Here is a 14,180-nt window from a genome sequence, read left to right on the forward strand (position 1 = left end):
GTAGCTCGTCAGGCTCATAACCTGAAGGTCGTAGGTTCAAATCCTACTCCCGCAACCACTTACAGAGAACAGGCCGCACCCAACAGGGCAGCGGCCTTTTTGTCGTTCGCAAAACAAAAAACCAGAAAATCTCCAGACACCTCGGGTTCTTCTCCGAACGTGCGCATTAGCTAACCCGGCTCCACCGTCCCGCCCTCTTTGTCCGCGACTTCGGCCAGCCAGTCGAGGATGTGCCCGGTGATCCGATCCGGGGCTTCTTCGTGCATCAGGTGGCCGAGGCCTTCGACGCATCGAAGCGTGGCTTGCGGCAGGCGAAGCGCGGCTCGTTCCGAGACATCGGGCGGCACCGCGCGGTCGCCGCTTGCCGCCAGCAACAGACAGCGTGCGTCGATCCGGGGCAAGTCGCGCAGCAGCGGATCAATGTCCCAGTTGGCCATCATCTGTAACGTGCCATCCACATGGCGCCGATCCGAAATCAGCCGTGCATACAGCTGCAAGCCTTCGGGATCGAGGGTGGACCCGGTGCCTTTCAGAAGCCGCTCGGCCCGGCGCAGGGGATCGGGTCCGGCGCTGAAAGCCAGCGCTGTCAAGGGGTTCAGGGCCATGACCTTGGCCAGCAGGGGAAACAGCCAGCCCGCGACGCCTTCGAAATGGCCGAGGGCGGCGTTCAGACCGATCACCGCAGGCGGCGTTTGCCGTGGCGTGGTCAGGATCCGGCACAGGGTCAACGCAAGGCAGGCCCCGGCAGAGTGGCCGATGATCGCGGTCGGGTGCCACCCGGCCTGATCGCACAGGGTCGCGATGTCTTCGGTCATCCCGCGCAGGCTCAGGCGGTTGCGCGCGCCGGACTGGGAAAAGCCCTGACCGGGCAGGTCCAGCGCTACGACGTGATGGTGTTCGGCAAGGATGGGCAGCACGGCGCGCCAAGTATGGGTCGAAGCCCCGGCACCATGCAGTAAAAGCAAGGTCGGTCCCTGTCCTGTCTCCTGGACGTGCCACCGGTGCCGCGCGCAGTCGATGCGGCGTGACAGGTGGCTGTTGGGCCAGTCTTTCAGATCGCGCGCCCAGTCCAAGGTCTACGTCCCAAGCGCCGCTTCGGCGCTCTGGCACAGAGCCCGGGCGTCCGCGCGCGGCAGGGCCAGATAGCGTGCGTTCAACCATCCGGCCAGCGCGCGGCCATCCTCGGCCGGGCGGTTCGCGGTATCGATGACCACGCCGGGCATCTGCTCGCGCGCCAGCACGGTGGCCAGCGTTTCAGCGTCCGCGCGCGCCTCGGCCCGGCCCGGTTGCCCATTCAGGGCAACGTTGCCGCGACCGTCGGTCAGCAGGATCAGCGCCGGAGACAGGCCATGGTGCCGCGCCGTGTCCGCCAGTTTCAGCGCCGCCTCAAGCCCGGAGGCCAGCGGTGTGCCGCCGCCACCGGGCAGGGCGGCCAGCTGCCGCTTGGCCTGCACCAGCGACCGGGTCGGGCTGAGCAGGACTTCGGCGGATGTGCCACGAAAGGCGATCAGCGCAACATGGTCGCGCTTGGCATAGGCGCGGGCAAGGAACAGTTCGACCGCGCCCTTGGCCTCGGCCATCCGCGCCAGCGCGGCGGACCCGGAGGCATCGACGGCAAAGATCAGCAGCCGGTCGGAGCGGTCCTCGAAGCGGCGCAGGCGGATGTCCTGTGCTGTGACAATGACCTTGGCGGCGCTGTCGGGGCGGGCCTTGCGGCGCAGGGTCTGGAACGGCGCGGCAGCGCGCAGCGTCGCGATCAGGTCGATCCGGCTACGCCCGTCCAGCCGACCGGGGCGCGAGGGCAGGGACCGCCCGCGTCGGTTGCCCTTGCGCTGCGCACCGGCCCCGCTGCCGCTGCTGGCAGAGGTCTTTGACAGGGTCAGACGCTCCAGCAGGCCATCGGGCAGCGCGGCGGCGACGGCGGCGATGATCATGTCGTCGGGTGGCATGTCCGAAGGCGTGGTCTCCGGGCTCTCGCCCGGCTCGGGCGCGTCGGTCTGGGGCGGCGGGTCGGGTTGCGCGTCGTCCGGCAGGCAGGTCGCGCGGGGTCCAAGGACCAGCGCGGCGGCCTCGTTCAGATGGGCGGGGGTGATATCCGGCTGACCGTCCAGCACCGCCAGCGCGCGTGCCGCCCGCAAAGCCAGAATCGGCGCGCGCAGGCTGTCGATCCCCAGCCGCGCGGCGGCGGTGGTCAGAGCGGCGCGGTGGTCGTCGGCGATGACGATGCGCGGCAACGTGGCGCGCGCGCGGGCAAGGGTCTGGGACGGCGGCAGGTCGATGACGGCCTCGCGCCACGACACGTCGCCCAGATCGACGGCAAAGGCCAGACGGTCGCGCAGGCTGGCGGGGGGCTGTTCGTCCGGCTCTGCGCCTTCGTCCAGCAGGATCAGGGCATGTCCGCGCCCATCGTCCAGCAGCCGCGCAAGCCGCGCGGCATAGCCCGCGCTTGCCCGTTCGGCCATGCTGAGCACCAGCGTCGCGGGCTGCGCCGCCAGACCTTTGGTGCGGATCACGCGGCGAGCGGCCAGCGACCCAGCGGCATCCAGTCCGCCGAACAACCTCTCATCCGGGTCGGACGGGTGCAGCCGGTGCAGCGGCGCGGTCAGGACCGTACCGCAGGCATCCTCGAACCTTTGCCGCACAGGTCCGGCCCGGGCGCGCAGCGTCAGGCCGCCAAGCCCCGCAGGGTCCACCGCCACGGCGCTCAGCGCGCGCAAGGCGCTGGCCCAAGCGGTTGTCACGCCAGCACCTCGTCCACGGCGCGGGCGACCCGCGCGCCCGATCCTGCCTCGTCCAGCGGGTCACGGCGCAGACGGTGGCTCAGCGCCATCGGCGCGACGCGGCGCAGGTGATCGGCGCTGACGGCGGTCGCGCCCTCATAGGCGGCCAGCGCGCGGGCCGCGCGCAGCAAGGTCAGCTCGCCCCGCAGCCCGTCTGTGCCCAGCGTCAGGCTGAGCCGCGCGCAAAGTTCCAGCATGTCATCGTCTGCCACGACCTTGGGCAAGGCGTCGCGCGCGGCAAGGATCGCGGCGCGGATCGTGGCGTCCTCGTCCTGCCATTTGGCCAGAAAGGCCGCGCGGTCAGTATCATAGGCATCGCGGCGGCGCACCACCTCGACCCGCTCGGCGATCTCGGTGGGCGAGCGGACCTCGACCGACAGACCAAAGCGATCCAGCAATTGCGGGCGCAATTCGCCCTCTTCGGGGTTGCCCGAGCCGACAAGCACGAAACGTGCGGCATGGCGGATCGACAGGCCCTCGCGCTCGACCGCGTTGACGCCGGATTGCGCCACGTCCAGCAGCAGGTCGACGATGTGATCCTCCAGCAGGTTGACCTCGTCGATATAAAGATAGCCGCGATTGGCGCGGGCCAGCAGGCCGGGTTCGAAATGCTTTTCGCCAAGGCTGAGCGCGCGTTCGATGTCCAGCGCGCCGGTCACGCGGTCCTCTGTCACGCCCAAGGGCAGGTCGACGACAGGGGTCGGGCGGCTGACAAGGCTGCGCGATTGGACGTGCGCCCAGTCCGGGCAGTCCTCCGGCGTGGCGGCGTTGACCGGGCAGCCCTCGACCACGGTGATCGGCGGCAAGAGCGCGGCCAGAGCCCGCACGGCGGTGGATTTGCCGGTGCCCCGGTCGCCAAACACCAGCACGCCGCCGATTCCCGGATCGATGGCCGTCAGAATCATCGCCAGCTTCATCTCGTGCTGGCCGACGATGGCGGAAAAGGGGAAGGGGGCGGTCATGTCTGTTCTCCGATCCGGGCCAGTGGAGGGCGGCCCTGCCAAGTGCCTTCGGCGCCTTGCACGTTGAACCTTGCATAAAGCTCTTCGCGGAACCAGTTGCCTTCGCGCACGGCGCGGATGGCCTGCGCATGCGGCCCGTCCCGGCGGGCGAACTCGGCCATGGTTCCGGCGTCGGGCCAGATGGAAAAGGTGACCTGATGCAGCCAGGGCACCTCGCCGATGCCGATCTTGAAGGCGACGTCGCGGTTGTCGCCGATCACGGCGCTGATCCGGGGCACGCGCCGCCAGAAGCGCAGCATCGTGCGCGGGCGCAAGGTGGCGCGGGTCAGCGCGGCGATCGGGCCGCTGTCAGACGCGGCATCCGGGCGAAACGGGCTTTGCCCCGACCACGCGCCGCGCGCCGAGGTTGGTGTCAGGTAGACGGTCCAGCTTTCGCTGGCGCGGCGTTGGTAGCGTCGGTAGATCGCGGCGCTCTGCGTCTGTTGGCGCGCACGCGCGGCGCTGTCCCAGACCGCGAGGATGGCATAGACCGCCGTGTCGGGCACCGGTGTGAACCCTTCGCCGGTGCCGGCCCCGCAGAGCTTCCAGAACCCGATCCCGTCGAGGCGCGCGATGGCGGGTCGGGCCAGCCCCATCATGGCAAAGGCCCAAATCCGGTCGCGCACCCTTGGAAAGCGATAAAAGCTGAGAGAGACGGTCTGAATGGCAGGTTCCTTTCCCCGCAGGGCGGGACAGGCGCGGGTCTTGACTTCATCAAACAGGGTTACAGATGTGTTGTAAAGTTTTATGGACACATGTAGCCTGCAATCATGTTGACACATTTCGATCCCGAGCAATGGGCCGCCGCCGTTCCGGCGAATGTGCCGCACGCGGTGGTCATCGGTGCCGGTCTGGGTGGGCTGGCTTCGGCGATGCGGCTTGGGGCGAAGGGCTATCGCGTCACGGTGCTGGACCGGCTCGACCGGCCCGGCGGGCGCGGCGCCAGTATCGAGCAGGGCGGGCACCGCTTCGACCTTGGCCCGACCATCGTCACCGTGCCACAAGCCTTCCGCGAGCTCTGGGCCGCCTGCGGGCGCGACTTTGACAGCGATGTCGATCTGCGCGCGCTCGACCCGTTCTACGAGCTGCGCTGGCCCGATGGCACGCGGCTGCAGGTCAACGGCGATACGGAGACGATGCGCCAAAAGGTGGCGCAGCTGTCGCCGGGCGATGTCGCGGGGTATGAGCAGTTCCTGAAGGACAGCGAGGCGCGCTACGGCTTTGGCTTTGAAAACCTCGGGCGGCGTCCGATGCATCGGCTGTGGGACCTGATCAAGGTCCTGCCGACCTTCGCCATGTTCCGGGCGGATCGGTCCATTCATGCCCATGCGGCACGGCGCGTGCGCGATCCGCGTTTGCGCATGGCGCTGTCTTTTCACCCGCTGTTCATCGGCGGCGATCCGTTCCGCGTGACCTCGATCTACGCGCTGGTCAGCCATCTCGAAAAGGCGTTCGGCGTGCATTACGCCATGGGCGGGGTCGACGCGATTGCACAGGCGATGCGGCAGGTCATCGAGGGGCAGGGCGGCCACGTGGTGCAAGGCGCCGAGGTCGATGAGGTACTCCTGCGCAGTGGCCGCGCGCGCGGCGTGCGGCTGGTCTCCGGTCAGGAGGTATCCGCCGATGTGGTCGTGTCCAATGCCGATGCGGGGCATACCTATGACCACCTTCTGCGCAATGCGCACAAACGGCGCTGGACCGGGCCGCGGCTAAAGCGGTCGCGCTGGTCCATGGGCATCTTCGTCTGGCATTTCGGCACGCGCGGCACCCGCGACATGTGGCGCGATGTGGGGCATCACACGATCCTCAACGGCCCGCGCTACAAGGGGCTGATCGACGATATCTTCGTCAACGGGCGCTTGGCCGACGATATGAGCCTGTATGTCCACCGCCCCTCGGTCACCGATCCGGCTGTCGCCCCCGAGGGCGACGATACGTTCTACGCGCTCAGCCCGGTGCCGCATCTGGGCCATGACAACCCGGTCGATTGGCAAGCCATGGCGGAACCCTACCGGCAAAAGGTGCAGGCCGTCCTGGAACGCGAGCTGTTGCCGGGCCTTGGCCAGCACCTGACCGAGCAGATGGTCTTTACCCCCGAAACCTTCCGCGACCGCTATCTCAGCCCCTATGGCACGGGCTTTTCCATCGAGCCGCGCATCCTGCAAAGCGCCTATTTCCGGCCCCACAACGTCAGCGAAGAGGCCAAGGGCCTGTATCTGGTCGGTGCGGGCACCCATCCCGGCGCGGGTCTGCCCGGCGTGATTTCCAGCGCCGAGGTGCTGGGCAAGCTGATCCCCGACGCCGTCCCGGTGTGCGCGCCATGATCGCCGAAGCCGATATGCGCCACTGCGCCGAGGCGATCCGCCATGGCTCGCTGTCCTTCCATGCGGCCTCGCGGCTGTTGCCGCAACGGGTCCGCGACCCGGCGCTGGTGCTGTATGCGTTCTGCCGTCTGGCCGATGACGCGGTCGATCTGCAGGACGCCAAGGAGGACGCCGTGTTGCGCCTGTCGCAACGGCTGGACCTTGCCTATGCGGGTACGCCTTTGGATGCGCCCGCCGACCGCGCCTTTGCCGCGCTGATCGAGAGTTTCGACATGCCGCGCGCCCTGCCGGAGGCGCTGTTGGAAGGTCTGGCATGGGATGCGCTGGGGCGCAGGCCTCAGACGCTGTCGGACTTGCATGCCTATTCCGCCCGCGTGGCCTCGGCCGTGGGGGCGATGATGTGTGTGCTGATGGGGGTGCGCGACCGCGACGCGCTGGCGCGGGCCTGCGATCTGGGCGTGGCGATGCAGTTGACGAACATCGCCCGCGACGTGGGCGAGGATGCGCGCGAGGGGCGGCTGTACCTGCCCGCCGACTGGATGGATGAGGCCGGTTTGTGCCCCAAGGCGTTTCTGGCCGATCCGCAGATGTCCCCTGCCTTGGCCGGGCTGGTCCGGCGGCTGCTGCGCGAGGCGGGGCATCTTTATGCCCGCGCCGAAACCGGCATCGCCGCGCTGCCGCTCCCCTGTCGGCCGGGCATCTATGCCGCCCGCCATGTCTATGCCGGGATCGGCGGGGCGGTGCGGCGCAACGGTTTTGACCCGATCAGCACCCGCGCCCGCACCGGCAAGGGGCGCAAGCTGGGCTGGCTGGCGCTGTCGACGCTTCGGGCCGGGGCCAGCACGGTCTTGCCACGCTCCGCCCTGATCCACGCGCCCGCTTTGTCGGAAACCGCCTTCCTCGTCGACGCCGCCGCCGACCGCCCCGCCGAGGCCACCGATTGGAGCGACCAGATGCTGGATATGCTGGCGCGGCTCAAGGCCCGCGACATCGACCGCCGCGCGGCGTTGATTGCTGCGCCCGCGCGCGCTAGTTGACCTGACATGTTCTGGATCTGCTTCGCCCTCTTCCTCGCCGCCTGCTTCGCCGCCGGAGCCACGGGTGGCCTGTTTCCGCCCGGACCGTGGTACCAAAACCTGCGCAAGCCTTGGTTTACCCCGCCGAACTGGGCTTTTCCGGTGGTCTGGACCACGCTTTACATCTGCATGGCCTTTGCGGGCGCGCGGGTGGCGATGATCCCCGGCAATGGCATTGCCATGGCGCTGTGGTCCTTGCAGATCGCGCTCAACGGTCTGTGGACGCCGGTGTTTTTCGGCTTGCGCAAGATGCGGCTGGGGCTGGTGGTGCTGGGGGGGCTGTGGCTGTCCGTGGCGGCGTCGGCGGCTGCGCTGGGGGCGTTGGACCCGCTGGCGGGTCTGTTGTTCCTGCCCTACCTGCTATGGGTCAGCATCGCGGGCGCGCTGAACTGGTCGGTGCTGCGCCTCAATCCCGACGCGGCCGAAGGCTAGGGCCAACCGGCGCGACGCGGCACCCGTACCGCCAGCATCGGCTTCATCCAAGGCTGGCGAAAGCGGCGCAGGTCCAGCGCCTCGTGTACGCCGGTCGTCATCTCTCCGTCGATGCGGGTTTCCACCGCCGAGCGGCAGTAGAACGGCGCATCGAGCATCGGCAGGACCTGACGCGGGCTGTGGCCCGCATCGGCGCGGGTTTCACGGCGCAGCGCCCAAAGCGTGCGGGGCAAGCGGGCCACGGGCGGCGGGTCGATCATCCGGGCCTCCGACCCCTCGACCCGGACCGCCGCGCCGATCCGGCTGCCGTCCAGCCGTGTGGCGTCGTAGAAACAGGTGGTGCCGTGGCGGTGTGGAAAGCGCCCCCAGCTCCAACTGGCGAAATCCGCCTCCAGCGCGCGGGTGCCGAAATTCGCATCGAAATAGCCATGTCCCTGCCAGCGCCAGCCGGGCGCATCCAGATCGACATCGATATCAGCTGATGGCGCAAAGGGCCGCCAGACATGCGCGCCATCCTGCGTCAGGGGCAGCTCGACCGAGGTGACCGCGTGGGGTGTCAGCGTGATCCGCCCCCGGATATGGCCAAAGCGCGGCGCAGCACCGCGTTCATCCACGTCGATCACCAGCCGATCGCCCCGCCAGTGCAGCGAGGATGGCCCGACGGTAAACCGCTCGGCGCTTTGGCGCAGGGCGGCGCGCCCCCGGTCGGTCATGGCAAAGCGCCCGCCCGGCCCGTAGGTCGCGACATTGATGCAGACATGGTTTTCCGGATCGCGCCGCCCCGACCACGCATACCACGGCGAAAACACCGAGCCGATGAAGGCGATGATGCTGACCGCGCGGGTGCCATCGGCGCTCAGGCCGTCGATATACCACCACGCGTAGCCGTCCGGCGGGACGGCAAGGTCGAAATGCGGCGCTGCAAGATCGCCTCTGCCGCGTGCCGACCGGAGAGCGCCGCCATCGGCACCCCCGCGCCCGGATGCGTCCCGCCCCCCGCCAGCACCAGCCCCTTGATCGGTGTCAGGGCCGTCGGGCGGCGGAAGGCCGCCAGCATCCCGTGCGGACTCTGCCCGTAAAGTGCGCCTGCCGATCCCGGAAACAGCGTCTCGAACCCCTGCGGGGTCGTCACCGTTTCCGGCCCCGGTTGCGGATCGAAGCGCAGGCCGAAGCGCGCCAGTGTCGGAAAGCAGCGGTCCGGGCATGGGGAGGTCTCCTTGGGTGTCAGGGTCAGCGGCGGGGCATTGGCGATGATTTCGAACCGTTCGAGCGCGGGGGCAGGGCCCGTCCCGCGATCCATTGCGCAGATATACAGGGTCGGGTCCGGTAGGCGCTCGCCCCGCATCAGGGCGTCGAATTCGGGCTGGGCTTCAGCGCGGAAAAAGACGTTGTGATGGGCCAGGTCCGGCCCGTGCGGTTTAGCGGCAAAGGTCCAGACATCGGCGGACAGGCTGCGCGCCACGCGGTCCGTGCCGGGCGCGGCCGCCGTTACGGCTGGCCCCAACAAGCCGGTCGCCAAGGCCCTCGGGTCGCCGTTGAACAGCACCGTTTCGGCGCGGAACTGCTCTCCTCCGTCCAGGACGAGGCCCGTGACCCGGCCATCCCGCACGCTGATCGCCTCGACATGGGTGCCGTAGTCGAAGCGCGCGCCATGGGCTTTGGCAAGCTCTTCCAGCGCGCGGGCCAAACGGTGCATCCCGCCGCGCACGACCCAGACACCGCGCGCCTCGGCCTGCCAGATCAGCGACAAAAGCCCCGGCGACAGGTGTGGCGCGCCGCCGACATAGGTGGCGTAGCGTCCAAAGAGCTGCGCCAGCCTCGGATCATCGAAACTGCGGGTCAGCAGGTCGGCCAATGTTTTGCCGGGGGCCATGTCGCTCAGCAGGCGCGGAGACAGGGCGATCTGCCGGATCAAGCGGGGCAGGGACGGGCGCGGGGCGCGCATCACCGGTCCGTCGAATCCTGCAAAAAGCGCGCGGGCGCGTCTGTCGAACGCCCTGAATTGCCGCGCCGCGCGCGATCCTGCAAAGGCATGGATGGCCTCGGCGCTGCGATCGCTTTCGTCGAACAGGTCGAGCGTGCTGCCATCGGGCCAGAAATGCCGCGCCAGAAGTGGCTGGCGGACAAGGGTGACGTGATCGTCCAGCCGGGCACCAAGAGCCGCAAAGACCTCGTCGAAGACGCCGCGCATGGTCAGGACCGTCGGCCCGGCATCGATTGGCCCGGCGGCGGATGGCACGGTGCGCATCTTGCCGCCCGGTCCGTCGTGACGCTCGAACACGCGGACGCTTCGGCCTGCCCTGGCCAGCAGCGTTGCCGCCACCAGCCCGCCGATCCCGGCGCCGATGATGGCGACGGGGGATTGCGATCCGGGGGCTCCAAGCGGCGCTGTCATGGGTCCAGTGTTGACTCGCGCCCGTTAAGTGTCCAGTGTAATTTACAGTAAAGTTGTCCGCCATGGATGACACTTGCCCGGTTTCGGAGGCCCCTCATGACATTCGCGCCCAGAATTGACGCTGCATTGACACGGGCGCTGGAGGGCGCGCAGGCGCAGCCCGCCCCGGCTCAACTGGCCAGCGCCCTGCGCTACGCCACTTTTCCCGGTGGCGCGCGCATCCGGCCCACCATCCTGATGTCGGTGGCGTCGGCCTGCGGCGACGACCACCCCGAGATCACCGATGCGGCAGCCACCGCGCTGGAGCTGATCCATTGCGCCAGCCTTGTCCATGACGACCTGCCCTGTTTCGACGATGCCGACCTTCGGCGCGGCAAGCCGTCGGTCCATGTCGCCTATTCGCAGCCGCTTGCGGTGCTGACCGGCGACAGCCTGATCATTCTCGCCTTCGAGGTTCTGGGCCGCAGCGCGGCGACGGATCGGGGGCGGGCCGCCGAGTTGATCCTGTCGCTGGCGCAGCGCACCGGTATGCCGCGCGGCATCTGCGCCGGGCAAGGCTGGGAAAGCGAGCCGCAGATCGACCTTGTCGCCTATCACCGGTCCAAGACCGCCGCCCTGTTCATCGCCGCGACCGAGATGGGCGCCATCGCCGCCGGGCACGACCCGGAGGCATGGCACGATCTGGGTGCGCTGATCGGCGAGGCGTTTCAGGTCGCCGATGATCTGCGCGATGAGTTGATGGACAGCGACACGCTGGGCAAACCCGCTGGTCAGGACGGCCTGAATGGCCGCCCCAACGCCGTGGCGGAATGGGGTGTCGAGGGCGCGGTGGCGCGGCTGTCCGACATTCTGGCGGGGGCGATTGCCTCGATCCCGTCCTGCCCGGGCGAGGCCATGCTGGCCAAGGCGGTGCGGGCGCAGGCGCAGGCCATCATGCCGGACGTGCCTGCGCGCTACTCGGTCTGACCGGGGGCGGGGACATGCGGATCGCTCTGCCCGGACCGCCGAGATGGCTGACCCGCCTGATCGCGCGCCCCTCGATGCAGGCCTTCGTGGAACGCGTCCCCCTTGCAACCGGCATGGCGCGCCGCGACGGCGCTGAAATCTTTGGGCTGCTGCAAGGCTTCGTCGCCTCGCAGGTCTTGGCGGCGCTGGTCGAACTGGACATCCTTCAACGCCTGCTCGATCGGGACGGATCGGCCGAGGCGCTGGCCCTCAACAGCGGCATTGCCCCGGATCGCATGCAGCAGCTTTTGCAGGCCGGCGTGGCGCTGGGACTGTTGCGACGCACACGGCGCGGGCAATTCGGGCTGACCCGCAAGGGTGCGGCGATCCTCGGCGTGCCGGGGCTGCTGCCGATGATCCGGCACAACCGTGCGCTTTATGCCGATATGGCCGATCCGGTCGCCTTGCTGCGCGGCGAGGGCGAAACGCATTTGCAGCGATTCTGGCCCTATGTGTTCGGCGCCGACGCGCCAGTCGAAGCGCCAGAGGCCGCGACCTATTCCGATCTGATGGCGCAAAGCCAAGTGCTGGTGGCGCGTGACACGCTGCGCATGATCTCATTGCGGGGGGTCTCGCGGCTCATGGATATCGGCGGCGGGTCGGGCGTCTTTCTGAGCGCGGCGTTGCGGTCCAGCCCGGGTCTGACCGGGACGTTGGTCGATCTGCCCGCCGTGATGCCGGACGCCACCCGCCGGTTTGCCGAGTCGGACCTGATGCCGCGCGTCACGCTGCATCCCGGCGATTTCCGGACCGACCCCTTGCCGGGCGATGCCGATGCGATCTGCCTGATCCGGGTGCTCTACGACCACGACGACGACACGGTGCGCGCGCTGTTGGCCAAGGCCCTTGCTGCGCTGCCGGTCGGGGGGCGGCTGATCGTCTCTGAACCGATGTCGGGCGGGAGCCACGCCGACCCCGTCTGCGACGTGTATTTCGCCTTTTATACCATGGCGATGGGCACCGGGCGCGTGCGCTCGGCAGACCGTATTGCGGCGCTCTGCGAAGAGGCGGGATTCGGTCGCATCCAGACCCCTCGGCCACTGCGTCCCTACATCACCCGCGTGGTCGAAGCTGTCCGTCTGGCCTGACGCAAAACCTTCCAAAATGTAAATATTGATTGACAATTAGTAGTGTAAATTTAAACTGACAACATGCACTGACTGCGACGAAAAGAAGCGCACCGCTGCTGTCGCAGGAAGGAGAGCCGATCATGCAAGCCACTGCTGTCTTCCTTGAGGGTCCGCGTGATCTGCATGTGGATTGCCTCACGCTCAAGACCCCGACCGCTGGTCAGATCATCGTCGACATCGACTGGTCTGGTATCTCGACCGGCACGGAAAAGCTGTTCTGGACGGGTCAGATGCCGCCCTTTCCGGGCATGGGCTACCCGCTTGTCCCGGGCTACGAGGCCGCAGGGACCGTGGTCGAGGCGCGCCCGGAAAGCGGGTTTCGCACGGGCGAGACGGTCTTTGTGCCCGGTGCCAACTGTTTCGAAGGGGCGTTCGGCCTCTTTGGCGGGGCCGCGCGGCGTCTGGTGACCGATGCCAGCCGGGTGTGCCGCATCGATGCGGGCATGGGCCCCGAAGGCGCGTTGCTGGCGCTGGCTGCAACCGCGCGCCATGCGCTGGCCGGTGTTCATGCGGACCTGCCCGAATTGATCGTCGGTCACGGCGTGCTGGGACGGCTGCTGGCGCGGCTGACCATCGCCGCGGGCGGTCAGCCGACCGTCTGGGAAACCGATCCGACCCGGCGTGGCGGGGCCAAGGGTTATGATGTCATCGCCCCCGAGGACGACCCGCGCCGCGACTATCGCTGCATCTTCGATGCATCGGGCAACGCCTCGGTCATGAACGACCTGATCGCACGGCTGGCCAAGGGTGGCGAACTGGTTCTGGCGGGCTTCTACGCCGAGGACCTGCGGCTGGCCTTTGCCCCGGCTTTCATGCGCGAGGCACGCCTGCGCGTCGCCGCCGAATGGACCCCGTCGGATCTGACGGCCATCCGTGCGCTGCTGGATGCGGACGCGCTGTCGCTGTCGGGACTGATCACACATCACGCGCAGGCCTCTGACGCGCCGCGCGCCTATCGACAGGCTTTCGAGGACCCCGCCTGCCTCAAGACAATTCTCAACTGGAAGGACGCAGCATGAAAGACGAGCTGGAAAAGCGCGGCGACGTGCCCAATCTGTCCGATTTTCAAACCCGACTGCGCGACGAGGCGCAAGAGGATCTGGCTGATATCGCTACGGCGGAACCCACCAAGAAGACCCAGATCATCGCGATCTACGGCAAGGGTGGCATCGGCAAGTCCTTCACCCTCGCGAACCTGTCCCACATGATGGCCGAGCAGGGCAAGCGTGTCCTGCTGATCGGCTGCGACCCGAAATCCGACACCACCAGCCTGCTGTTCGGCGGCAAGGCCTGCCCGACGATCATCGAGACCTCGACCGCCAAGTCCCTGGCCGGGGAACAGGTCGCCATTGGCGACGTATGCTTCAAGCGGGGCGGCGTCTTTGCCATGGAGCTGGGCGGCCCCGAGGTCGGGCGCGGCTGTGGTGGGCGCGGCATCATCCACGGGTTTGAACTTCTGGAAAAGCTGGGCTTCCACGATTGGGATTTCGACTTTGTCCTGCTGGATTTCCTCGGCGACGTGGTCTGCGGCGGCTTTGGCCTGCCCATCGCGCGGGACATGGCGCAGAAGGTGATCTTGGTCGGCTCGAACGATCTGCAATCGCTATACGTGGCCAATAATGTCTGCTCGGCGGTGGAGTATTTCCGCAAGCTCGGCGGCAATGTCGGGGTCGCGGGCCTTGTGGTGAACAAGGACGACGATTCGGGCGAGGCGCAGGCCTTTGCCAAGGCCGCCGGTATCCCGGTGCTCGCCTCGATCCCGCAGGATGACGACCTGCGCAAGAAATCCGCCAATTACCAGATCGTCGGCACCGATGCCTCGGTCTGGGGGCAGCTGTTCGCCGAACTGGGCGTGAACGTGTCTGAGGCACCGCCGGTGCGCCCGACGCCGCTGACGCAGGATGAATTGCTGGGGCTCTTTGATGGGTCCGAGACCGGCGAGGGGATCGTTCTGGAACCCGCCACCGATGCCGACATGCGAGGCAAGAACGCCGCGCCGAAGGCGTCGCTGGAGGTGATCTATGACGAGGCGTGATC

General features: G+C 68.1%; 13 protein-coding genes. 7 read left to right on the forward strand and 6 right to left on the reverse strand.

What is annotated here, in order from left to right; genetic code table 11:
- Positions 1 to 170: 170 nt before the first annotated feature.
- The 4 genes from bchO to crtA are packed head-to-tail and all read right to left on the reverse strand — an operon-like array spanning position 171 to position 4,446.
- Positions 171 to 1,073 (reverse strand): alpha/beta fold hydrolase BchO, encoded by a 903-nt coding sequence (gene bchO, locus D8Z78_RS10520; protein ID WP_121633999.1) that lies wholly within the window; start codon positions 1,071 to 1,073, stop codon positions 171 to 173.
- Between the two features lie 3 nt (positions 1,074 to 1,076).
- Positions 1,077 to 2,741 carry a magnesium chelatase subunit D gene (locus D8Z78_RS10525; protein WP_121633997.1) on the reverse strand — a complete coding sequence of 555 codons (1,665 nt, stop codon included), beginning with the start codon at positions 2,739 to 2,741 and terminating at the stop codon, positions 1,077 to 1,079.
- The gene (bchI, locus tag D8Z78_RS10530; RefSeq protein ID WP_121633995.1) at positions 2,738 to 3,742 is read right to left on the reverse strand and encodes a magnesium chelatase ATPase subunit I; all 1,005 of its coding nucleotides are present in this window, start codon (positions 3,740 to 3,742) and stop codon (positions 2,738 to 2,740) included. Before bchI ends, D8Z78_RS10525 begins: the two co-directional genes overlap by 4 nt.
- Entirely contained in the window at positions 3,739 to 4,446 is a 708-nt protein-coding gene (gene crtA, locus D8Z78_RS10535; RefSeq protein WP_121634004.1) for a spheroidene monooxygenase, read from the reverse strand. The genes bchI and crtA overlap by 4 nt, the downstream gene beginning before the upstream one ends.
- Positions 4,447 to 4,551: 105 nt before the next feature.
- Here crtA and D8Z78_RS10540 point away from each other — a divergent pair, with 105 nt between their 5' ends.
- The 3 genes from D8Z78_RS10540 to tspO are packed head-to-tail and all read left to right on the forward strand — an operon-like array spanning position 4,552 to position 7,613.
- Positions 4,552 to 6,105: a phytoene desaturase gene (locus D8Z78_RS10540; RefSeq protein WP_121633993.1), complete on the forward strand. Its 1,554-nt coding sequence runs from the start codon at positions 4,552 to 4,554 to the stop codon at positions 6,103 to 6,105.
- Positions 6,102 to 7,142, forward strand: coding sequence for a 15-cis-phytoene synthase (crtB, locus tag D8Z78_RS10545; RefSeq protein ID WP_121633991.1), 1,041 nt, complete (start codon positions 6,102 to 6,104; stop codon positions 7,140 to 7,142). Before D8Z78_RS10540 ends, crtB begins: the two co-directional genes overlap by 4 nt.
- Positions 7,143 to 7,148: 6 nt before the next feature.
- Positions 7,149 to 7,613 carry a tryptophan-rich sensory protein TspO gene (tspO, locus tag D8Z78_RS10550; RefSeq protein WP_121633989.1) on the forward strand — a complete coding sequence of 155 codons (465 nt, stop codon included), beginning with the start codon at positions 7,149 to 7,151 and terminating at the stop codon, positions 7,611 to 7,613.
- Here the strand turns inward: tspO and crtC are convergent.
- On the reverse strand, positions 7,610 to 8,473 hold the full coding sequence (crtC, locus tag D8Z78_RS10555; protein WP_121634002.1) for a carotenoid 1,2-hydratase: 864 nt from the start codon (positions 8,471 to 8,473) through the stop codon (positions 7,610 to 7,612). The genes tspO and crtC overlap by 4 nt on opposite strands.
- Positions 8,470 to 10,008, reverse strand: coding sequence for a 1-hydroxycarotenoid 3,4-desaturase CrtD (gene crtD / locus D8Z78_RS10560; RefSeq protein ID WP_121633987.1), 1,539 nt, complete (start codon positions 10,006 to 10,008; stop codon positions 8,470 to 8,472). Before crtD ends, crtC begins: the two co-directional genes overlap by 4 nt.
- Before the next feature lie 96 nt (positions 10,009 to 10,104).
- On the opposite strand from crtD, the gene D8Z78_RS10565 reads away from it, so the two are divergent.
- The 4 genes from D8Z78_RS10565 to D8Z78_RS10580 all read left to right on the forward strand — a co-directional run bounded on the left by D8Z78_RS10565 (position 10,105) and on the right by D8Z78_RS10580 (position 14,178).
- Complete coding sequence (locus D8Z78_RS10565) at positions 10,105 to 10,974, forward strand: polyprenyl synthetase family protein (protein ID WP_121633985.1); 870 nt, start codon at positions 10,105 to 10,107, stop codon at positions 10,972 to 10,974.
- A 14-nt stretch (positions 10,975 to 10,988) separates the two neighbouring features.
- Positions 10,989 to 12,101 (forward strand): methyltransferase, encoded by a 1,113-nt coding sequence (locus D8Z78_RS10570; protein WP_121633983.1) that lies wholly within the window; start codon positions 10,989 to 10,991, stop codon positions 12,099 to 12,101.
- Between the two features lie 122 nt (positions 12,102 to 12,223).
- Complete coding sequence (gene bchC / locus D8Z78_RS10575; protein ID WP_121633981.1) at positions 12,224 to 13,162, forward strand: chlorophyll synthesis pathway protein BchC; 939 nt, start codon at positions 12,224 to 12,226, stop codon at positions 13,160 to 13,162.
- Positions 13,159 to 14,178, forward strand: a complete 1,020-nt coding sequence (locus tag D8Z78_RS10580; RefSeq protein WP_121633979.1) for a chlorophyllide a reductase iron protein subunit X — start codon at positions 13,159 to 13,161, stop codon at positions 14,176 to 14,178. Before bchC ends, D8Z78_RS10580 begins: the two co-directional genes overlap by 4 nt.
- Positions 14,179 to 14,180: the final 2 nt, after the last annotated feature.

Origin of the sequence: Tropicibacter alexandrii, from assembly GCF_003667315.2 — a bacterium.
Lineage (GTDB): Bacteria > Pseudomonadota > Alphaproteobacteria > Rhodobacterales > Rhodobacteraceae > Tropicibacter > Tropicibacter alexandrii.